17 protein-coding genes are annotated in these 20,073 nt (G+C 70.1%); 7 read left to right on the top strand and 10 right to left on the bottom strand.

Translation table 11 applies throughout. The features are described 5' to 3' along the window. Nucleotides 1–61 precede the first annotated feature (61 nt). The 4 genes from EPD65_RS11960 to EPD65_RS11945 all read right to left on the bottom strand — a co-directional run bounded on the left by EPD65_RS11960 (nt 62) and on the right by EPD65_RS11945 (nt 4,276). A complete protein-coding gene (locus EPD65_RS11960; protein WP_131584432.1) occupies nt 62–952 on the bottom strand; it encodes a phosphoribosylaminoimidazolesuccinocarboxamide synthase in 891 nt (296 codons plus the stop codon). 33 nt (nt 953–985) lie between these two features. Beyond that, nucleotides 986–1,477, bottom strand: coding sequence for an SRPBCC family protein (locus tag EPD65_RS11955; protein ID WP_131584430.1), 492 nt, complete (start codon nt 1,475–1,477; stop codon nt 986–988). Nucleotides 1,478–1,569: 92 nt separating this feature from the next. Further along, on the bottom strand, nt 1,570–3,492 hold the full coding sequence (locus tag EPD65_RS11950) for a fatty acid desaturase (RefSeq protein WP_207891530.1): 1,923 nt from the start codon (nt 3,490–3,492) through the stop codon (nt 1,570–1,572). Between the two features lie 151 nt (nt 3,493–3,643). Next, nucleotides 3,644–4,276 (bottom strand): TetR/AcrR family transcriptional regulator, encoded by a 633-nt coding sequence (locus EPD65_RS11945; protein ID WP_165872988.1) that lies wholly within the window; start codon nt 4,274–4,276, stop codon nt 3,644–3,646. Between the two features lie 144 nt (nt 4,277–4,420). Between EPD65_RS11945 and EPD65_RS11940 the strand changes: the two genes are divergently transcribed. The 5 genes from EPD65_RS11940 (at nt 4,421) to EPD65_RS11920 (ending at nt 10,747) form a co-directional block, all read left to right on the top strand. Next, nucleotides 4,421–5,623: a DUF2306 domain-containing protein gene (locus tag EPD65_RS11940; protein ID WP_165872987.1), complete on the top strand. Its 1,203-nt coding sequence runs from the start codon at nt 4,421–4,423 to the stop codon at nt 5,621–5,623. 121 nt (nt 5,624–5,744) lie between these two features. Further along, entirely contained in the window at nt 5,745–7,436 is a 1,692-nt protein-coding gene (locus EPD65_RS11935; RefSeq protein WP_131584422.1) for an aldehyde dehydrogenase family protein, read from the top strand. Nucleotides 7,437–7,450: 14 nt separating this feature from the next. Further along, nucleotides 7,451–9,025, top strand: coding sequence for an AMP-binding protein (locus tag EPD65_RS11930; RefSeq protein WP_131584420.1), 1,575 nt, complete (start codon nt 7,451–7,453; stop codon nt 9,023–9,025). 122 nt (nt 9,026–9,147) lie between these two features. After that, the gene (locus tag EPD65_RS11925; protein ID WP_131584418.1) at nt 9,148–10,371 is read left to right on the top strand and encodes an oxygenase MpaB family protein; all 1,224 of its coding nucleotides are present in this window, start codon (nt 9,148–9,150) and stop codon (nt 10,369–10,371) included. A 58-nt stretch (nt 10,372–10,429) separates the two neighbouring features. After that, the gene (locus EPD65_RS11920; protein WP_131584416.1) at nt 10,430–10,747 is read left to right on the top strand and encodes an antibiotic biosynthesis monooxygenase family protein; all 318 of its coding nucleotides are present in this window, start codon (nt 10,430–10,432) and stop codon (nt 10,745–10,747) included. 1 nt (nt 10,748) lies between these two features. On the opposite strand, the gene EPD65_RS11915 is transcribed toward EPD65_RS11920, so the two are convergent. The 6 genes from EPD65_RS11915 to EPD65_RS11890 form a co-directional block, all read right to left on the bottom strand. Continuing rightward, nucleotides 10,749–11,135, bottom strand: a complete 387-nt coding sequence (locus tag EPD65_RS11915; protein ID WP_131584414.1) for a nuclear transport factor 2 family protein — start codon at nt 11,133–11,135, stop codon at nt 10,749–10,751. Beyond that, nucleotides 11,135–11,461 carry a Rieske (2Fe-2S) protein gene (locus tag EPD65_RS11910; RefSeq protein ID WP_131584412.1) on the bottom strand — a complete coding sequence of 109 codons (327 nt, stop codon included), beginning with the start codon at nt 11,459–11,461 and terminating at the stop codon, nt 11,135–11,137. Before EPD65_RS11910 ends, EPD65_RS11915 begins: the two co-directional genes overlap by 1 nt. Nucleotides 11,462–11,571: 110 nt before the next feature. Continuing rightward, a complete protein-coding gene (gene purB / locus EPD65_RS11905) occupies nt 11,572–12,990 on the bottom strand; it encodes an adenylosuccinate lyase (RefSeq protein ID WP_131584410.1) in 1,419 nt (472 codons plus the stop codon). A 184-nt stretch (nt 12,991–13,174) separates the two neighbouring features. Further along, nucleotides 13,175–14,473, bottom strand: a complete 1,299-nt coding sequence (gene purD / locus EPD65_RS11900) for a phosphoribosylamine--glycine ligase (protein ID WP_131584408.1) — start codon at nt 14,471–14,473, stop codon at nt 13,175–13,177. Nucleotides 14,474–14,492: 19 nt separating this feature from the next. Further along, on the bottom strand, nt 14,493–17,462 hold the full coding sequence (locus EPD65_RS11895) for an efflux RND transporter permease subunit (protein WP_131584406.1): 2,970 nt from the start codon (nt 17,460–17,462) through the stop codon (nt 14,493–14,495). After that, entirely contained in the window at nt 17,462–17,956 is a 495-nt protein-coding gene (locus tag EPD65_RS11890; protein WP_131584404.1) for a hypothetical protein, read from the bottom strand. The genes EPD65_RS11895 and EPD65_RS11890 overlap by 1 nt, the downstream gene beginning before the upstream one ends. A 172-nt stretch (nt 17,957–18,128) precedes the next feature. Here EPD65_RS11890 and EPD65_RS11885 point away from each other — a divergent pair, with 172 nt between their 5' ends. Together EPD65_RS11885 and EPD65_RS11880 are read left to right on the top strand one after the other, a co-directional pair. Continuing rightward, nucleotides 18,129–19,370 (top strand): sensor histidine kinase, encoded by a 1,242-nt coding sequence (locus EPD65_RS11885; protein ID WP_131584402.1) that lies wholly within the window; start codon nt 18,129–18,131, stop codon nt 19,368–19,370. Further along, nucleotides 19,367–20,023: a response regulator gene (locus EPD65_RS11880; protein ID WP_131584400.1), complete on the top strand. Its 657-nt coding sequence runs from the start codon at nt 19,367–19,369 to the stop codon at nt 20,021–20,023. Before EPD65_RS11885 ends, EPD65_RS11880 begins: the two co-directional genes overlap by 4 nt. The last annotated feature ends 50 nt before the right edge of the window (nt 20,024–20,073 follow it).

The following is a 20,073-nucleotide window of genomic DNA, read 5'->3' as shown; positions in this document are numbered from 1 at the left end:
CAGGCCCCGATCCCCTTGCAGGCAAGGGAATCGGGGCCTTCTCACGAGGCGCTGCGTCCGGTCAGAAGGTCTCGCCGGTGAGCAGCTCGTAGGCCTCGATGTACTTGGCGCGCGTCTTCTCGATGATCTCAGCCGGGAGCGCAGGGGGCTGCTCGCCGGAGCTCTTGTCCCAGCCGGATGCCGGGGAGGTCAGCCAGTTGCGGACGATCTGCTTGTCGAAGCTGGGCTGGGTCTGGCCCGGCTTCCACTCCGCGGCCGGCCAGAAGCGGCTGGAGTCCGGCGTGAGCACCTCGTCGGCCAGCACGAGCGTGCCGTCCTTGAGCTTGCCGAACTCGAACTTCGTGTCGGCCAGGATGATGCCGCGCTCGCGGGCCATCGCCTCGGCGCGCTTGTAGACGAGCAGCGTCTGGTGCTTGAGGGCAGCGGCGGCCTTCTCCCCCACGGTCGCGACCACGGCCTCGTAGGAGACGTTCTCGTCATGGTCGCCGACCTCGGCCTTCGTCGCCGGGGTGAACAGCGGCTCCTCGAGGCGACTGCCGTCGACCAGACCGGCCGGCAGCGCGATGCCGCAGACCTCGCCGGTGGCGTTGTAGTCACTCAGGCCCGAGCCGGTCAGGTAGCCGCGAGCGACGCACTCGACCGGGAACATCTCGAGGTTCTGCACGATCACCGCGCGACCCTTGACGGCCTCCGGGACGTCGGTGGAGACGAGGTGGTTCGGCGCGATCTCCTGGAGCTGGTCGAACCACCACAGCGACATGCGCGTGAGGATCTCGCCCTTGTCCGGGATCGTCGACGACAGCACGAAGTCGTACGCCGAGATGCGGTCGCTGGCGACCATCAGCAGGTTGCCGGCGTACGCGCCCTCGTCGATCCGGTAGAGGTCACGGACCTTGCCGGAGTGGAGGTGCGTGGTGCCCTCGATCGCCGGGGCCTCGGGGATGTTCAGCATGCGCGCAGCCTATCCGCGCACGAGCCCCGGGACTCAGGCAGGGAAGTACGCGCGGGTGTCCTTCTCGAGACGTGCCAGGTCGAGGCGCTTCACGAGACCGAGCACGAGGCCCTGGAGCGGACCCGGCACCTTGGGCTCGACGACGAACTCCCACAGGAACTCGCAGCCGCCGTCGGACGTCGGCGTCACCGTGTAGCGCTCGCCGAAGCGGCGGAAGAGCGGGAGGTTCGCCGACTCGACCAGGAACGCCGTGACCCGCGTGGCCTCGTCCCACAGGAAGTAGCGCTCCTGCACGACCAGGCCGCTGGAGACGGCGACCTCACGCTCGGTGCCGACCCCGAAGGGCTTCGGGCTCTGCCAGGTGATCCGGCGGATGCCGGTGCACCAGTGCAGCGGGCGACTGCCGTGGATCTCGCGGAAGACCTCGTCCGCAGAGCGGCTGGTGCGAACCGTGAAGCGGTGGGTGAACGGGCGGCCGACCTCGAAGTCGGCGTCGGTCACGGGCTGCAGCGAGAACGACGGCATGGGTGCATCGTGGCAGAGCCGCGCCGCCACGGGCAGTCACCGGGCCCGTGGCGTACGTCGCGTCGCGTCAGGTGGCGAACGGAATCCGGAGATCAGGCGTCGTAGTCGAGACGGACCTCGTCCGTCACCGGGTGGGCCTGGCACGTCAACACATAGCCGCTGGCCACCTCGGCGTCGTCGAGGACGTGGTTCTGGTCCATCACCGCACGGCCCAGCAGGACCTTGGCCCTGCACGTCCCGCACGCGCCGCCTGCACAGGAGTACGGCGGGTCGATCCCCGCCTGGAGCGCAGCGTCGAGGACGGTGTCGCCTGTCGAGTTCAGCGCAAACGTCGTCTCCACACCGTCCAGCGCCACGGTGACCTGACTGTCGATGTCCACGATCTCGCCCGCAAGGACGCGCTCGGTGTGGAAGACCTCGGTGAAGACCCGTTCGGTGCTGCCGAGCTCGTCATCCAGGGTGTCGACCAGTTGCTGCGGCCCACAGAGGAACCACGCATCGATCGGCCCGGGGACGAGCTCGCGCACCAGCTCGGCGCTGATCCGGCCTGCGCGCGGCGCTTCCGGAGTGCGCGAGAGGACGTGGTGCACGGTGAACCGGTCGCCGGCCTCCTCCTCCAGCTCGGCCAGCCGCTGACGGAACATCGTGCTCTCGGGCGTGCGGTTGCCGAGGACCAGCGTGAATGTGCTCTCGGGCTCGACCTCGAGGGTGGTGGCGATGATCGACATCAGCGGCGTGATGCCCGAGCCCGCCGCCACCCCGGCGTACTGCCGTCGGCTGCCAGACTCGAGCGCGGTGTGGAACCGACCGGTCGGCGACATCACGTCAAGGATGTCGCCAGGCTGCAGCACGGTGTTGGCGTAGGTCGAGAAGACACCGCCCTCCACCTGCTTCACCGCGACCCGCAGGGTGCTCGCTGAGACCGGCTCGACGATCGAGTAGCTGCGGCGGACGTCGTTGCCGTCGACCATGCCGCGCAGCGTGAGGTGCTGGCCCTGGACGTAGCGGTACTCGTGGGCGAGGTCGGACGGGACGTCGAAGGTGAGTGTGACGCTGTCATCCGTGAGGCGCTCGACCGCGCTGACGCGCAGCGGGTGGAAGACGGGCCGCTGCGCCGACGCGCGGTCCGGGGTCAGCGCGTAGTCCTCGGTGACCCGTCGCCAGGTGCGGTACTCCGTCGGCGTGAGCGAGCGCCCGAACCACGTCGAGATCGCAGCGTTGCGGTCCAGATAGGCCTGCTCGTTGCGCCGCCACGCAATCAGGTAGCGGTAGAACGGCACGCTCGGGTGCAGGTGATGCACCAGGTGGTAGTTCTGGTAGACGAAGAGTGGAGTCATCCACCACTCGCCACCCACGCGCACCCGGGTCGCCCGGTACTTGTCCTGGCGCTGCGTGAAGGTGAGTCCGTGGTGCGGCAGGTAGTCGAACCACCAGGCGAGGATCGCGACGCCGAGCCGCTGCCCGATCGCCCACACCAGCAGCTCAGCGCCGTGACCATGGGTTGCGAGCCAGCCGAAGCCGCCGAGCACGCCGACGAAGACAGCGAGCGTGGCCACGGCCTCACGCCGCGGCCGCTGGAGCAGTCGGGGCACGTAGAAGACGACGTACCAGAGGTCGAGCGTCATCCAGCGGAACGGCAACTGCCACCACGGACCCTCGCTGGTCCAGTGGTCAGGGTCGACGAGCTTCGGTTCGTTGGTGTTGCGGTGGTGCTCGATGTGCACGAACTTGAGCATCGGGAAGATCGTGTACGGCGCCACGAACGGCATCGACAGGTGCCCGAAAAGATCGTTGACGCGGGTGCTGGTGCTCACCGCGTGATGTGTCGCCTCGTGAAGCACAGTGAACATCAGGAACGTGACGGCGGCACCGACCGGGACGATCGCCAGAGGCGACCAGCCGGCCCTGATGCCGGCGATCTCGCCCACGAAGAGCGCGAGGGTTGCGCCCCACAGAAGGACCGTCGGCCACGCCAGCGCGGGCACCCGTTCCCCGGGGTCCGGCAAGCCCAGCACAGGCTGCCGGGCAACGCCAGAAGGCTGGACCGACGGGGAGACTTCGCGTGTCGACACCTCGGCAGTGTCGACAAATGCCTGCTGTTTGTAAAGCCGAGCGTGGGGGCCATGCCCGCGCAGCCCACACGCCGCCGCTCCGGGCGAGTGCAGATCAGGCCTTGCGCGCCGTGGCCAGCGAGACGGCCGTCGCGGCAGGGTCGTCCCCGTACGCAATCACCAGCGCGTGGACGAGCCCGTCGACCAGCGGCTCATCCGGCATCCGCATCGCGCCGAGATAGCCTGCAAGCTCTGCCAGCACCTGCCCATGAAGTGCGAGCCATAGCTGCATCGTGGCGTCGTACGGACGACCACGACTCAGCCTTCCCGCACGGTACGCACGGGCGACGGTCTCGCCCCACGCCGCAAATGCCTCTGCTCCCTGGAGCAGCTCCTCTCCCGAGCGCCGATGCCCGGCCAGCGGCGAGACCGCATAGATCACCCGGTAGAGGTGCGGGTGCTCGCGCCCGAACGCCACATAGGCGCTGGCCAGTCTCGCCAGGTCGGCCACCGGGTCATCCGTGCCAGGCACGCCACGGGCAGTCGCCTCAAGCAACCGGAAGCCCTGGTCGACGACACTGGAGACCAGGCCGCCCAAGGAGCCGAACTCGGAGTAGACAGCCATCGTCGAGGCGCCATACGCCGCAGCGACCTTGCGCGTCGAGACCGCCTCGGGACCCTCCGCCTCCAGCAGGTTCATCGCGATGCGCGTCAGCTCCTGCCGGCGGTTCTCGGGTGCGGTGGTCACACGATGGACCTTAGTGCCGGCGGTCGCAGCGGTGTGGCGCAGCACACCGCGACTGTGCCCAGCACCACGTCGTTCAAGGTATCTGGTACGCCGCGCAACGCATACCCTTGGCATGCGCATTGCACTGTTATCCGGAGGCTCAGAATGTCCAGGCTCGCCGCACGAACCCGCACCGCCGCAGGGTGGCTCCTCGTCGCCCTCGTCGCGTTCTACGCCCCGATGACCGCCACCTACTTCTGGAACGGCCACGCCGGCCCGAACCTCCAGGACCACATCTTCGAGTTCCTGATCTCGCCGCGCTTCGCGTTCGGCCTGGGGTCGGGCCACGACCTGCGCGCCGATGGTTCGCCGGCACACTTCGAGACGTTCGCGACGACGTACACGACGATGTGGCTGCACTCGACGATCGGCTCGCTCACGCTCGTCGCAGGCCTGTCGCAGTTCTCCGAGCGCCTCCGCCGGTGGAACATGAAGCTGCACCGCACGCTCGGCAAGGTCTTCATCCTCGGTTGCCTCGGCGTCTTCGCCACGGCCTCGTCGTACCTGCTGCAGACGGACTCGCGCCTGGTCTTCTCGGGCGCTGCCTTCGAGGAGGTGCTCTGGATCCTCGCGGCCGGCACAGGCGGCCTGGCGATCCTCGCCTTCGTCTCGATCCGGCGCCGCGACCTCGTCGCGCACCGCGAGTTCGCCACCGCCGCGTTCGCGCTGATCTGCTCGGCCGGCTGGCTGCGCGCCATGTGGCTCACCGTCGAGCCGGTCGCCCACATGGGCAAGGAGATGGACAACCTTTTCGGCATCCAGTTCGCCGCGGCGTTCCTCATCACCTGCGCGATGGTCTACGTGCGGAAGTTCTGGCGCGGCAAGCGTGGCGCCGACAGCCCCCTCGCCTCGTCGAAGGCGGTCCGCATCGCTGCAGCAGCCGGCGTCGGCGGCGTCGTCGTGCTGGCGATCGTCGCCGCCAACACCGACTGGCACGCCGCACACCCGAACTGGTTCACCGCCGGCCCGTGGCCGATCGTGATCGGGGCCGTCATCCCCTGGGCACTGCACACGCTCTGGCTCGCCTGGATGGCAGCGCGCGCCGGCCGCCGCGGCGACGTCGCGGCCCACGCCGCGTGGCGTACGTACCTCGTCGGCGGCCTCGCCGGTCCTGCGATCGGGGCGCTCGGCCTCGGCTTCGCGTGGGGCATCCACGGCATGCCGCTGCAGCAGGCCTGGTTCATGGTCGGCTACCTGTGGGGCGTCGGCCTGGTGATCGCGTACGCCGCCCACGCGACCATCACGACACGCTGGGCGAAGAAGGCCGTCACAAAGCCCGCCCTGACGCAGGAGCTGCAGCCAGCCTGATGCACGACCACGAACGGCGCCGTCCCTTGTGGGGCGGCGCCGTCTGCATTGGCAGGTGTGGCGGGGGCCACGCCATCCCGGGTATAACAGTGTTGTAGCAGCCACTTCCCGAGGAGCCCGCATGACCGCCGCCCTGACGTTCGAGTTCGCCACCGAGGCGGAGATCGACGCCGACATCGAAGCCCTCACGCAGGGAGCGGCCCGCTGGGCCGCGAAGAGCCTCCACGAGCGCGCCGAGCTGATGAAGCGGACCCACGCCGCCATCGCCGCCGCGGCCGACGAGTGGACCGAGGCGGCCGTCGTCGCCAAGGGCACCCCGCGCGGCTCCCTCGAGGGCGAGGAGTGGATGTCGGGTCCGTACGCGTCCCTCTCCGGGTTCGCCGCGGCCGCGGAGACGCTTGAGCAGATGGCCACGGGCAAGTCGCCGGCCGCTGGCCTCAAGGCGGGCAAGGCAGCCGGCGGCCGCACGAAGTTCCGGATGCTGCCGAGCAACCTCTTCGAGTACAACCTCTTCCACGGCTTCTCCGCAGACCTGTGGCTGACGCCGGGCGTCGCGCCCGAGCTCGCGGTCGAGAAGGCGGGCCTGGGCCAGAAGCGCCTCGGCGAGAACGGTGGTGTCGGCCTGGTCCTCGGCGCGGGCAACATCTCCGCGATCGGTCCGCTCGACGTTCTGTACGAGCTCCTCGCCTTCAACCGCGTGAGCGTCCTCAAGCTGAACCCGACCTTCGGCGGTCTGACCGCGGCGTACGAGAAGGCGTTCGCGCCGCTCATCGAGGCCGGCGTGCTCCGGATCGTGAACGGCGCGGCCGAGGTCGGCCAGTACCTCACGTCGCACCCGGGCATCTGCCACGTGCACATCACCGGATCCGGCCTGACGCACGACATGATCGTCTTCGGCTCGACCACCGACAAGAGCGAGCGCAAGCTGGACAAGCCGATCAGCTCCGAGCTCGGTGGCGTCTCCCCGATCATCGTCGTGCCCGGCAACTGGTCGAAGGCCGACCTGCGCTTCCAGGCCGAGCACGTCGTCACGCAGCGCCTGCACAACGGCGGCCACAACTGCATCGCCGGTCAGGCGCTGGTCCTGAGCAAGGACTGGGCCCAGAAGGACGAGTTCATCAAGGTCATCGGTGAGGTGCTCGCCAGCCTCGCTCCGCGGGACCCGTGGTACCCGGGCACGGACAAGAAGATTGCCCTGGCCGACGCGTCGTATCCCGAGGCCGCGAAGATCAACGGTCGCACGCTGATCAAGGTCGACGGGTCGACCTCGCAGGACCTGCTGACCACCGAGTACTTCGGCCCCGTCCTCGGCTACACCGAGTTGCCGGGCATGGGCGAGGAGTTCTTCGCCAACGCGGTCGACTTCGCCAACGAGCGCCTCGACGGCACCCTCGGCGCCAGCATCATCGTGAAGCCGTCTGACCGGAAGAAGATGGGCGGACGGTTCGAGGGCATCCTCGCCGAGCTGCGGTACGGCACCATCGGCGTCAACGTCTGGAGCGCCATCGGCTTCCTCGTGCCGTCGCTCTCGTGGGGCGCCTACCCGGGCAACCCGCTCGAGGCGGTCGGCTCCGGCATCGGCATCGTCCACAACGCCCACCTGCTCGAGGACGTCGAGCGCAGCGTTCTGTGGGGCCCGTTCCGCCCGGCGCACCGCGCGCTGACGCATGGCGAATTCGCGCTGTCGCCCAAGCCGGCCTGGTTCGTGACCGCGAAGACCGGCGACCAGGTGAGCAAGCGCCTGACGCAATTCGCGGCCAAGCCCGGCTGGGGCAAGCTGCCCGGCATCTTCGCCCATGCGTTCAAGGGCTGAGAGGACCATCCGCCATGTACACCAGCCCCTTTGCTGACGTCGTCCTGCCCAGCGGCTCCGTCTACGACGAGGTCTTCGGCACCCTGACCGCCACCGACGCCGACACGGTCGCCATTGTCGACACGGCCACCGGCACCACCCTGACGTACGCCGAGCTGCGGGCGCGCGTCGACGCCTTCGCCGGCGGCCTCGCCGCGCGCGGTATCGGTGTCGGCGACGTGGTCGCCCTGCACTGCATCAACAGCGCCGCGTTCGTCATCGCCTTCCACGGCATCCTGCGCAGCGGCGCGACGGCGACCACCGTCAACGCGCTCTACTCGCCGGGCGAGATCGCCAGCCAGCTGGCCGACTCCGGGGCGTCGGCGTACATCACGCTGTCGATGCTGATGCCGACCGCGATTCCCGCCTGCGAGCAGGCGGGCATCACGACAGTGATCGTCCTGGACGGCGCCGAGGGCTACGCCTCGCTCGCCGACGTGCTCGGCGAGGGCCGGGCGGCTCCCGAGGTCACCGTCGACCCCGACTCGCTCGCGGTGCTCCCGTATTCGTCGGGCACCACCGGCAAGGCCAAGGGCGTCATGCTGACCCACCGCATGCTGGTGGCCAACATCGCCCAGTGCACACCCGCCCTGCGGATCGATGGCGCGGCCACAGTGATCGCGATCCTGCCGTTCTTCCACATCTACGGCATGAACGTGATCATGAACCTCTCGCTGCGGCACCGCGCGAAGATCGTCTCGATGCCGAAGTTCGACCTCGAGCAGTTCCTCAACGCCATCCAGGTACACCGGGCGTCGTACCTCTTCATCGCGCCGCCGATCGCCGTCGCACTGGCCAAGCACCCGCTGGTCGACGGCTTCGATACCTCGTCGGTCAAGGTCATCGTCTGCGGCGCCGCGCCGATGGACGACGCCCTGGGCCGCGCCCTCACGACCCGGATCCCCTCGCACCTGCTGCAGGGATTCGGCATGACCGAGCTCAGCCCGGTCTCGCACGTGACCCCGTGGGACGACCCCGACATGCCGGTGGGCTCGATCGGCCTGCCGATCCCCAACGTCGAGTTCAAGGTCGTCGATGTCGAAACCGGCGAGGAGGTGGCCGAGGCCCCCGGCGGTCGTACGGCGCCCGGCGAGATGTGGGTGCGCAGCCCTGGCGTCATGAAGGGCTACCTCGGTAACGACGCAGCCACCGCCGAGACCGTCGACGCCGACGGCTTCCTGCACACCGGCGACATCGTCGAGGTCGGACCCAAGGGCGAGGTCTACGTCGTCGACCGGCTCAAGGAACTGATCAAGTACAAGGGCTACCAGGTGCCGCCGGCCGAGCTCGAGGCGATCCTGCTGACCCACCCGGCCGTCGCCGACTCGGCCGTCGTCCCCTACCCGGACGAAGACGCCGGCGAGATCCCGCGGGCCTTCGTCGTCCGCCAGGCCGGAGCCACTGCGACTGGCGAGGAGCTGATGGCATACGTCGCCGCGAAGGTCGCGCCGCACAAGCGCATTCGACTCCTGGAGTTCATCGACGCGATCCCGAAGAGCGCCGCAGGCAAGATCCTGCGGAAGGACCTGAAGGTCCTTCCGCTTCCCTGAGGGGGCGGCACGGGGCGGTTGCTGCACGCAGCGACCGCCCCGTTTCGCGTTCCACGGGCCTGGTCTGTGCCGTTGCTCTCAGGCGGTTGTGCGCGACTCCACGACCCGGATATAACAGTGTCATGACTACGACGCTCGCCCCCGACCTCCAGGCCCGGGTTGACACGCTCACCGCCCTCGCAGCGACGCCGGGAGCCGAGGTCTACGTGCCCGCCGACGAGCTCGACCTCGAGGCGTGGAACCACGTCGGCGACCCGCTCTGCGAGGCGCTGATCACGCTGATGCGTGAGCGCAAGCTGATGGGTGGCGACCTCTACGCCAATGCACGCAGGCTCGAGACCGAGGGCGTCGCCGAGGCGGTCGCGTTCTTCAAGGATGTCGAGACGATCCCGTCATGGCTCGACTTCGATGCCCTGCACCTCGGCGCCACCATGGCCAGGCGCAACCCGATCGGCATGATCTTCGGCATGCACGGCGGCCTGCCGTACACCTACATCGACCCCTCGACCGCCGAGGTCATGGGTGCTACCGGCCGCTTTGCACGCGGCGGAGACTACGAGCGTCGTTTCTGGGAAACGGCCACCGGCTTCGTGGGAGCACTCGACGTGGAGGGGATGAAGCCGGGCGGCGAGCGCTGGATCCAGTGGGTCCGCATCCGCTTCCTGCACACCATGATCCGGCTCGGCATCCACCGCAGCGGTCGATGGGCCCGCGGTGATGTAGCGACTCCGATCAGTCAGGTCGCCTCGGCGGGCACCGCCCACATCTTCGGGTACTACCGGGTCAACATCATCCGCTACTTCGGCGGCCCGGTCAGCGACGCCGAGGCCGACAGCTTCAACCTGATGTGGCGCTGGGTCGCCCGGATCGAGGGCAGCAACAACCAGCTTCTGGGCCGAACCCGTGAAGAGCAGTACGCCCTCCAGGCTGCCAACCACGAATTCCTCTACGGCAAGTCCACAAAGGCCGCCACCCTGACCGCCGACCTGATCCGTGGCTCGGCCAGCATGAAGGCCTTTCCCCTGTCGGCTCGGATGCATGCTGCGGTCGTCCGCAACATCATGCAGCCGAAGATGCTTGAACTCCTGCCGCTCCACGACGTCCCGACAGACCTTGGCGTGAAGCGAGACCTCCGCTCCCAGGCACTCATTTCCGTGCTCGCTTTCGTCCTGCGGAACGTGCATCAAGTGATCCGGATTCCGCTCGTCCGCAGCCTCTACGACCGCTACAGCATGCGGATCCTCGAGGGCGTGGTGAACAAGGGCCTGGGTGGCGTGAAGCCGGAGTACCGCGGCACGCCGGTCGCCGGCACGCCCACAGACGAGGGCGCGCGTCCGGCAGCCTGATCTCGACCCGCGCGCGACACGACGCTGTACCTGCCGCAGGCCTGCCTAGGCTGAGGTCATGTCCGTCGTGAAGATCAACGCCATCCACGTCCCCGCCGAGGCCGGCGCCGAGCTCGAGAAGCGCTTCGCTGCGCGAGCCGGCGCGGTCGAGAAGTCCGCCGGCTTCCTCGGCTTCCAGCTGCTCCGCCCCGTCGCGGGCGACGACCGCTACTTCGTGGTCACCCAGTGGGAGTCGGAGGAGGCGTTCGCCGCCTGGCGCGACGGCGACGCGCGCACCGCGCACGCGACCGCTCCGGGCGAGGCGCCGAAGCGTCCCGTTGCCACGGGTGCTGACCTGCTCGAGTTCGAGGTCGTCCTGGACGTGAAGCCGGCCTGACTCAGCCGGCGGTCGCGTCCGCGACGATCTGCTCGAACTGGGCACCCATGGCGGCGGCCAGGGCCTGCGCACCCGACAGGGGGCGGACCATGACGAGGAAGTCGTCGATCAGGCCGTGGTCGTTGACATGCAGGAAGTCGCAGCCGTTGACCGCCTTGCCGTCGACCGTGGCGGTGAACACCAACGCGGAGTCGGCACCGTCCTCGATCTGACGGACGTAGCGGAAGTCCTCGAAGACCCGCATCACGCCAGCCAGGATCGCCGCGGTGATCGGCTTGCCGTCGTACGGCGCGAACGCAACCGGGCTGGTGAAACGCACGTCGTCGGCGAGCAGCGCCGCCATGCGCGCGTGGTCTCCGGCCTCGACAGCCTCACGGAACGCCTGCATCACTCGCCCTCGATCTCGACGGTGGCGCGGCGCAGCGGCACCACGGCACTGAGTCCACGGAAGGCGGCTCCGAGCCCCGGAATCTTGGCGAAGATCCCCTGCGGCCCACGGACCATCCGGCCCGTGTGCACGTCGTACGCCGCGCCGTGCCAGGGGCAGACCAGGCAGCCGTCGCGGTTGATCGCCCCCTTGTCGAGCGGCCCACCGAGGTGGCGGCAGACGCGGTCGACGGCGAAGTGCTCCTCGCCGGTGTTGCCAACAGCCCACATGCCCACGCGGGTCACGACCTTGCGCGGCAGGGGCAGACGAATACGGACGATGGCCACGGCAGCCTCCAGGGCGGGCGATAACGGTGTGATCAGCACCGTAGCCGCACCAGCCACGAAGCACGAGGGCCCCGACGCATCGCGCCGGGGCCCTCGTCGTACGTCTGGGGTCAGAGGATGGCGCCCGGGTTGTAGGCGGCTGCCTCGGGGAAGCGCGCGACGAGCGCCTCGACCTTGGCGACCACCGCCTTGACCTGGTCGACGGCGGCACCGGTGAACTCGATCGGGTTTGCGACGAGCGCATCGATCTGCTCGCGGGTCAGGCCGAGCTCCTCGGAGGCGGCGAGCTTGGCGAAGACGTCGTTCTCGACCTGGCCCTGGCGCATCGCGAGGGCGGTGCCGACGGCGGCCTCCTTGATGACCTCGTGGGCGGTCTCGCGGCCGACGCCGTTGCGGACGGCGGACATGAGGACCTTGGTGGTCGTGAGGAACGGCAGGTAGCGGTCCAGCTCGCGCTGGATGACCGCCGGGAACGCGCCGAACTCGTCGAGCACCGTGAGGAAGGTCTGGAAGAGACCGTCGACCGCGAAGAACGCGTCGGGCAGGGCCACGCGGCGTACGACGGAGCAGGAGACGTCACCCTCGTTCCACTGGTCACCGGCGAGCTCGCCGATCATGGAGAGGTAGCCGCGGGTGATGACGGCAAGGCCGTTGACGCGCTCGCAGGAGCGCGTGTTCATCTTGTGCGGCATCGCGGAGGAGCCGACCTGGCCCTCCTTGAAGCCCTCCGTCACGAGCTCGATGCCGGCCATCAGGCGGATCGTCGTGGCGAGGTTGGACGGGCCCGCGGTGATCTGCACCAGCGCGGAGAGCGTGTCGAAGTCGACCGAGCGCGGGTAGACCTGACCGACGCTCGTGAAGACGTTGTTGAACCCGAGGTGCGCGGCGACGCGGCCCTCGAGGTCGGCCAGCTTGGTGGCGTCGCCGTCGAGGAGGTCGAGCATGTCCTGCGCGGTGCCGACCGGGCCCTTGATGCCGCGGAGCGGGTAGCGCGCGATGAGCTCCTCGATGCGCTGGACGCCGACGAGCATCTCGTCGGCGATCGTCGCGAAGCGCTTGCCAAGGGTCGTGGCCTGCGCGGCGACGTTGTGGCTGCGGCCGGCCATGACGGTGGTCTCGTGCTCGGCGGCCAGGCGCGCGAGGCGGGCCAGCGTGGAGACGGCGCGGTCGCGGACGATCGCTAGAGAGGAGATGACCTGGAGCTGCTCGACGTTCTCCGTGAGGTCGCGGGAGGTCATGCCCTTGTGAATGTGCTCGTGTCCGGCGAGCGCACAGAACTCCTCGATGCGCGCCTTCACGTCGTGGCGGGTGACCCGCTCACGCGCGGCGATGCTGTCGAGGTCCACCTTGTCGACGACGGCCTCGTACGCCTCGATGACACCGTCCGGGATCTCGATGCCGAGGTCCTTCTGGGCCTTCATCACGGCGATCCAGAGCTGACGCTCGAGCACGATCTTGTGCTCGGGGCTCCAGATCGCGGCGAGGTCGGCGGCGGCGTAGCGGGTGGCGAGAACGTTGGGCACAGTCACGGACGCAATTGTCCCACGATGGCCCGCGCGCCCGGCTCCGCCGGGCTGCGCCGGACAGTGCCGTCACTGGGGCGGCGCGTCGCGCGGACGACACCTGCCTGGTCACTCTTCGCGGCGCGCGCCGCGGCCAAGCCCCCTTACGTTCCTTGCACTGCCCGGCTCCGCCCGCCTGGGCGGTGACAGGTCAGCCTTCGAGGACGGCGGCACCTTCGATGACGCCGAGCGGCTCGGCGGCGATGTCGGAGCGGCGCTGCATTCCGGGGAACGTGATCAGGTCCGCGGCGGCGTACGCGCGGGCGCGGGCGTCGGCGATGTCGTATCCGGTCGCGCGGACCGCGAGGACGCGGCCGCCGGCGGTGACCAGGTGCTTGTGGTCCGGCTCGGCCGCGGACGGCGCCGCGACAATCTCGGTGCCGGCGTGGATGACGTCCACCGAGTCGACACCGTTGGCGTTGCCGGTGCCCGAGATGACGTCGCCCTTGGAGGAGGACTCCGGGTAGCCGGCGGAGGCGAGCACGACCGTCACCGCAGCACCGTCAGCAAAGACAGGCGCGTCGACCTCGTGCAGGCGGCCCTCAGCAGCGGCCTTGAGCAGCTCGCCGACGCCCGACTCGATCAGCGCGAGGACCGGCTGGATGTCCGGGTCGCCGAAGCGGACGTTGAACTCGATCACGCGGGGGCCGGCGTCGGTGAGCGCGAGGCCGACGTACAGGCAGCCACGGAACGGCGTGCCGCGGCGGGCCATCTCGTCGAGGGTCGGCTGGACCACCTCGGCGATGACGGTCTCGCGCAGGTCGGCCGGCGCCCAGGGCAGCGGGCTGTAGGAGCCCATGCCGCCGGTGTTGCCGCCACGGCCGCCGTCGAAGATCCGCTTGAAGTCCTGGGCCGGCTGGAGCGCGTACGCCGTGGCGCCGTCGCAGACCGCGAAGACCGAGACCTCGGGGCCCTTGAGGAACTCCTCGATGACGACCCGGCCGCACGCCTCCGCGTGGGCAAGCGCCTCGGCGCGGTCGTTGGTCACGACGACACCCTTGCCGGCAGCGAGCGCGTCGTCCTTGACGACGTACGGCGCACCGAGCTCGTCGAGCGCCGCGGCGGCCTCGTCGACCGTGGTGCAGGTGAAGGACCGCGCGGTCGGTACGCCGGCCGCCTCCATGACGCCCTTGGAGAAGGCCTTGGAGCCCTCGAGCTGTGCCGCCTCCTTGGAGGGACCGAAGACCGCGATGCCGGCCTCGGTGACGGCGTCGGCAACCCCCGCGACGAGCGGCGCCTCGGGACCGACGACGACCAGGTCGGCGCCGATCTGCACGGCCAGCGCCGCCACCGCGTCGCCGTCCATCGGGTCGACGTCGTGGAGCGTGGCGATCGCGCCGATGCCCGGGTTGCCCGGAGCAGCGTGCACCTCGCTCACCTGGGGGTCGCGCGAGAGTGCGAGCGCGAGCGCGTGCTCGCGGCCGCCGGTGCCGATGACAAGGGTCTTCACAAGCGCGGGAGTCTACGTGTCAGTGCGCCTTGGGCGCTCCCGGCCACCACAGCCGCGGGCCGACGAGGGCCGCGAACGCGGGCACGACGAGCGTCCGCACGACGAACGTGTCGAGCAGCAGGCCCATGCCGATCGTGAAGCCGACCTGCATCAGCGTGATCACGTGGCCGGACATCATCGCGAAGACACTCGCGGCGAAGATCAGGCCGGCCGCGGTGATGACGGAGCCGGTCACCGCCAGTGCGCGGGCCACGCCCGCGGGCGAGCCGTCGGGCGACTCTTCGTGGATCCGCTTGATCAGCAGCATGTTGTAGTCCGCTCCGACGGCGGCCAGCACGACGAAGGCAACCGACGGCACCGACCAGTCCAGCGGCTTGTCGAGCAGGACCTGCCACACGAGCGTGCCGAGGCCCATCGCAGCGGCGTACGACAGCACGACGGTGCCGAGCAGGAAGACCGCCGCGACGATGCTGCGGAGCAGGACCAGCAGCACGAGCAGCACGACCGCGAGCGCGATCGCCGCGACGAGGCGGAAGTCGATCGTCGAGAGGTGGCGGATGTCGTCGAGACTCGACGGCATGCCGGCCGACTCCACGGTCGCCCCGGCGAGCGGGCCGTCCGAGAGGGCGTCCTCGGTCGTCGTACGGAGGCTGCGGGTGCGGTCCAGCGAGGCGTTGCCGAAGGCGTCCGTCGCGCCGACCACCACCATGCGGGCGGAGTGGCCGTCCTTGCTCATGAAGAGCCCCCGCGCGAGCGCGAACCGCTTGTCGTTGAACGCCGCCGGCGGCAGGTAGAAGCCGCCGATCGAGCCGTCGCCGGTCGCCTCCGCCGTCTTCGAGAGGTACGCCGACGCGTCGCCCAGGCCGCTGCCCAGCTCGCCCATCTTGCCGGCGATCTGGCCGGTGCCGTCCGCGACCTGGCGGGAGCCATCGGCCACCTTGCCAGCGCCCGACGACAGGTCACCGAGCTTGTCCGCCATCGTGGCCTGACCGGCGCGCAGCTGGGCGGCACCGGCGTCGGCCTTGTCGAGGCCGGCCTGGATCCGGGCGAGACCGGTCTCGAGGTCGACGGAGCCGGACGCGATGGCACGCGCACCGGCAACAGCGTCGCGGAGGCCCGGGATCAGCTGGTCCCGCTCGCCGACCCAGATCTGATAGATCCCGTCGCGGGCCTTGCGGCACGCCGGGTCGACGTTGCAGGTCAGGCTCTTGGTCTTCAGCGCGTTGTAGGCCATGCCGAGGCCGTCGACCGCGATCTGGGCGTTGTCGAGGCCGTCGGAGAGCCCGTCGGCGAGGCGGGCGGCACCCGCGCGCAGTCGCTGCGATCCGGCGTGCGCGTCGTCGGCACCAGCTGCAAGGCGGGAGATGCCGCTCGACAGGTCATTCGCCCCCGCGAGCAAGCGGTCGGCGCCGTCGACGGCACGTGAGGCACCGGACGCCACCTGGCCCGCGCCGTCGCTCAGCTTCGAGGCACCGCGGTCGAGGCGCGAGGCGTCGTTCACACCAGAGCTGACCTGGTCGGAGGCCTTGCCGAGGCGCTTGCCGGCGACGCCCATCTGGTAGCCGAGCGAGGCCTGCTTGATCGGCGTACCGAGGGGGCGGGAGATGGTGCGGACCGACTCGACGCCGTGCAGCCGGGCGACCGAGGCCGCCGCCTGCTCGATCGCCGCGATGTCGCGGGCGTTGCGCATGTCGTGGTCGCTGGTGATCAGGACGTAGTCCGCGAGCACCTCGTTGGCCGGGTAGTGGTCCGCGAGCAGCCGGTAGCCGACGTTGCTCTCGGTGTCGTGCGGCTGGACGCGACGCTGGTCGTAGCCGAGATCCATGAGCGGGAAGACCGACGCGAGCAGGATCAGCGGCAGCAGACCCAGCGCGAGCACCTTCGCGGGCTGCGCGACGACGTACGCCGCCACGCCGGCCCATCCGGCACCGTCGCGGCGGGAGGGCCGCGGGTCGAGCCAGCCGCGCGGTGCGATGAGCGCGATGACCGCCGGCAGCAGCGAGAGGCTAAGGAAGAGCGAGAGCGTGACGGCCAGCGCGATCGCCGGGCCGACGGTGTTGAAGAAGCCGATCTGCGCGAGGCCCATGGCGGCCGTCGCCAGGACCACCGTCACGGCAGAGCCGACGATGATCGAGCCCACGCGACGGGTCGCGATCTCGGCCGCGTCCTTCGGCTCGAAGCCCTCACGACGCAGCTCGTGGAAGCGGCTCAGCAGGAAGATCGCGTAGTCCGTGGCCGCACCGAGCACGATCGCGGTCAGCATCGACGCGGTGAACGTCGAGACGTGGAACCACCCGAGGTGACCAGCCGTCGCCGCGATGCCGCGTCCCGCGCCGAGGCAGGCGCCGATGAACCCGAGGATCACGGCCAGCGTCGCCACCGAGCGGTAGAGCAGCAGCACGATGATGCCGATCAGCACGAGGGTGATGGCGGTGATCCGGCCGAGGTCGTGCTCGATGGTGTCCTGCGTGTCGGTGATCGTGGCGGCCGGTCCGGTGACGGCCACGGAGAGCCCGTCGGGGACCTGCGCATCGACCGTCTCGCGGAGCTCGTGGATCTCGCGCGCGCTCTGCGGCGTACCGACCTGTCCGGGGAAGCCGACCTGCAGGTAGACGGCCTCGCCGTCGCGGCTGACCGTGCCCTTCCAGATCTGCTCCGACTCGAGGTCGGCGACCTGCGTGACATCGGAGTCCTTGGCCCGGATCCGCTGCGACAGCTCGCCGAACCACTGCCGGTCGGCCGCAGTGAGCCCGCCCGGGCGCTCACCCGCGACGAAGACGACGGAGTTCGTCGTCCCCGTGCCGAAGGCGTCGTCCATGTGCCGGTAGGCCGCGATCGAGGCAGCCGAGTCCGGCACGAACGCCGTGTTGTCGCGCGCGATCACGTCCTCGAGCTGCGGCACGGCGGTGTTGAGACCGACGATCACCGCCAGCCACAGCAGGATGACGAACGGCGCTCGGCGTACGGCGAGGCGGGCAAGGTTGTGCATCAGGCAGTGGCCTTCATGAGTCGGTAGGAGAGGCGCTCCCGGAGCCAGCCGTCGCGGCGGGCCGGGATGTCGATGTGGGCGGCGTTGGCCACGAACGCGCGGCCGGCGTCGGCGGCGATCGCGAGGGGTGCGTCCAGGGCCGCGAGGCCGACCGCGACCGCGACGGTGCGGTGCAGGTTGGCGACCGGGCGCGCGAGGGCCGGCTCGTCGGCGTACGCCTGGAGGGTGCGGTGGACGCCGGGTAACTCCGCGACGACGGCCTGCCAGGCCTCGGCGACCGAGGCGCCGGGGAGGTCGTGCAGGTCGAGCGCGAGCTCGATCCGGCCGGTGACGCGACGAGCGAAGAGCCCGTGCAGCTCGACCAGAAGGCCGGCGCGGTCCCCGAAGACCTCAGCCAGGTCATCGGACCACGGCAGGTCGGCACCCGCGTCGACGACGGTGATGACGTCGCCGAGTGCGGCGGTGCGGCGGTGGTGGATCTCCCAGGCGTTCATGACGACTCCTTTGTCGGGGACGGCTCGATGTCCCGGACGCTACGGAGCCGACTGTGCGTGACACAGCGTTCCACGGACGGGTTCTGCGCGTCCTCCTGAAGGCGGAGGAGCCGACGTGATCCTCCTCCCACGGACGGATGTGACCGCCGGCGTGCGCCCCTACGCTGGAGCGGTGACCGCACGGACCCTCCTTGCCTCGCTCGCCGACCGGTGGGCGCGTCAGGGCTACCCCCAGTTCGTCTGGTGGATCCCTGCCGTCATGTACGTCTCGAGCACCTTCGCCTTCGTCGCCGCGATCGTGCAGCGCGCCGGGCAGGACGCCGTCCTCCCCGCCTGGGGGCTCGTCGCGGTCGCCTCGCTTCCCTGGCTCGTCGACGCCCTCGGCGGCCGCCTGCACTGGCTGCCCACCGTCGTCCTGGCCACCGCCCCGGTCGCCGTGCTGACGGTGCTCTACCCGGTCGACTACGACTTCGCGCTCTTCGCCCTGGTCATGCTCGCGGGGCACCTCGGCTCGCTCGAGCGCTTCATCGACAGCGCGATCGGCGTCGGCCTGATGGCCGCGACGTTCGTCGGGCTGAGCCTGACCGGGCACCTGCCGGGTGTCGGCTTCTGGCTGACCACGCTCGTCATCGGCTGGGACATCGGCTTCATCATGCGCTTCCAGCAACTCCGGATCGACGAGCAGGAGCGGGCCGCTTCCGATCGCCAGTCGCGGGCCGTCCTCGCCGAACGGCAGCGCATCGCCCGCGAAGTGCACGACGTCATCGCGCACTCGCTCTCGGTGACCCTGCTGCACCTGTCGGCCGCCCGGCGTTCGCTCGAGGACGACGACGTTGATCTCGCCGAGGCCACCGACGCGCTGCGCGACGCGGAGTCCACGGGGCGTCAGGCGATGGCCGACATCCGCCAGACCGTCGGCCTGCTCGGGGTCGTTGCCGGCCAGGTCCACGCGACACCGGACGCGCGGGACATCCCGGCACTCGTCCAGCAGTTCGCGGACGCCGGCCTGCAGGTGACGCTCGACCTCACCGGCGATCCCGCTCTCGTGACACCAGCCGTCGGCCTCGGGCTCTACCGGATCGTCCAGGAGTCGCTCGCGAACGTCGCGAAGCACGCTCCCGCTTCCTCGGCCCGCGTCGTCGTCGACGTACGCCGGACCAGGCAGCGAGTCCGCGTGTGGAACTCCCTCACCGGCCCGGTCGGGGCGCCCCGTCCGGACTGTGCCGGCATCCGCGGCATGCAGGAGCGGGCACTGCAGCTCGGCGGCGCCCTCACAGCAGGCCCGGCTGATCACGGCTGGCTGGTCGAGCTCCAGACGCCGTCCGCCCTGCGGTGCCGGCTCGGGATCCCGTCGAAGGGGCTGTCGACCAGGAGCCTGCAGTCGCTGGCCTCGAGCGCAACGGAGACCCGGTGAACGACGTACGCGTGCTGCTGGTCGACGACCAGGAGCTGGTCCGCTCCGGCCTGCGCCGGATCCTGCGTCGCAAGGACGGCTTCGAGATCGTCGGCGAGTGCAGCGACGGCGACGAGGTGCCGGCTGCGGTCGCGTCTCTGTCCCCGGATGTCGTCGTGATGGACCTGCGGATGCGCCGCGTCGACGGCATCGAGGCGACCAAGCGGCTCCGGGCTGCGCAGGACTCGCCCCCGGTGCTCGTGCTGACGACGTTCGACGACGACGAACTGCTGTCCGGTGCGCTGCGGGCCGGCGCCGCGGGATTCCTGCTGAAGGACTCCCCCGCCGAGGACCTGGTGCGCGCTGTGCACGCAGTCGCTGCCGGGCAGGCGCTGCTCGATCCGGCTGTGACCGCGCGCGTCCTGGCCGCCTACCGCGAGGGCACCGGCCTCGCCGCGCCCGGCGTGACGCCGGACCAGCTGACGGCGCGCGAGATCGACGTACTCCGGCTGATGGGCCGCGGCCTGTCCAACGGCGAGATCGCCGACGAACTGGTCATCTCCGAGGTGACCGTGAAGAGCCACGTCGGCCGGATCTTCACCAAGCTCGACCTGCGCGACCGCGCCGCCGCGATCGTGTACGCCTTCGACGCCGGCGTCGTCAGCCCCCAGTAACGCCGAGACGGGCCTTGTGCCGCGCCGAGACGGGGCCTGTGCCGGGCACA

Source organism: Nocardioides jejuensis (genome assembly GCF_004337475.1).
GTDB lineage: Bacteria > Actinomycetota > Actinomycetes > Propionibacteriales > Nocardioidaceae > Nocardioides > Nocardioides jejuensis.
The sequence above is the reverse complement of the archived record's forward strand: the minus strand, read 5'-3'. Positions and strand labels throughout refer to the sequence as shown.